Annotated in this window: 2 protein-coding genes; one reads left to right on the forward strand and one right to left on the reverse strand. The window is 71.9% G+C overall.

The features are described 5' to 3' along the window. Nucleotides 1–177: 177 nt before the first annotated feature. Entirely contained in the window at nucleotides 178–474 is a 297-nt protein-coding gene (locus AB0J52_RS41925; protein WP_500188876.1) for a Dabb family protein, read from the reverse strand. A 154-nt stretch (nucleotides 475–628) separates the two neighbouring features. Here AB0J52_RS41925 and AB0J52_RS41930 point away from each other — a divergent pair. Beyond that, nucleotides 629–1,071 (forward strand): hypothetical protein (locus AB0J52_RS41930; RefSeq protein ID WP_500188877.1); only part of this gene is annotated, 443 nt, incomplete at its 3' end.

Genomic DNA, 1,071 nt, shown 5'->3' on the forward strand with positions numbered 1-1,071 from the left:
GTCGCCCGCACGCGGCCCCGGGGGACGCCCGCCGGAGACGGGGCGCGATCCGTCCCCGGCGGGCCTCGTCGCCGAACCTAACCGGCCGGACACTCAAACACAAGCGCTTGCTCGGTTAGACTGGCCACACCCTCGGGCGGCACGGCCCGGACAGGCTCGCGCGGTCGCCTGCGGGCTTCAGAGCTCGTACTGGATGGCGGTTCGGGACGCGATGAGCGGCTTCATGCCGTCCACCACGGCCCGGTGCTCGGGGTTGTCCCGATAGGCGACATAGCCGTCGCGGTCGGCGAAGTCGGCCACGATCGCGAAGTCGGCGCTCCCGGGGTTCACTCCCGCGTCCGACCCGAGGCTGTAGGCGCGGATCTCGGGAATTGCGGAAGGCAGCGCACGCAACCGCGTGGCCACCTCCTCGACCTGGGCGGTGGTCGTACCCTCGATCCATGTGATCAGCACCACATGACGGAATCCGGTCATGGGAGCACCGTAGCGGTGGGTAGGAGAGAACCTGACGCCTCCTCCGCGCATCAGAGGAAGCAAGACCCCGTGCCCCGCAAGGCCGAACATAAACGTTTCCCGACGGGAATGAGTTCCCATGGATCGCGGTTGCAGCGGTTCGGAGGTGTCTTTCGTGGACGCAGCGAAGCACGTGGACGCAGCGCGGCAAGCGGAGGCGGCACGGCCGTCGGACGCGGCGCGGCAGACGGCGCCTACCTGGCCGCACGCCATCGCCACCCTCGGCGTCGGGGCGATGCTCTCCGTCCCCGCGCTGAACGGCGCCCCTTCCTGGCTCGACCGGGCCTCCCTGCTCACGACCGGGCGTCCGCTGGCGCCCGCGCACGCGGTGGTGCTCAGCATCGCCCTGGTCTTCGTCGCCCGCGGTGCGCTGCTGCACCGCCGCGCCGCCTGGTACGGGCTGATGGCCATGGTCGGCATGGGCCTCGCGGCCGTCGCGTTCGGCGGCGACGCCTACTGGCGGCTGCCGCTGCTCGCCGCTGCGGCGGCCGCGCTGTGGTTCAGCCGCGACACCTTCGTCGTCCGGCCGCACCCCGACCGGGTCCGCTCGGCCGTCCG

It is taken from the genome of Spirillospora sp. NPDC049652, from assembly GCF_040675125.1.
GTDB lineage: Bacteria > Actinomycetota > Actinomycetes > Streptosporangiales > Streptosporangiaceae > Spirillospora.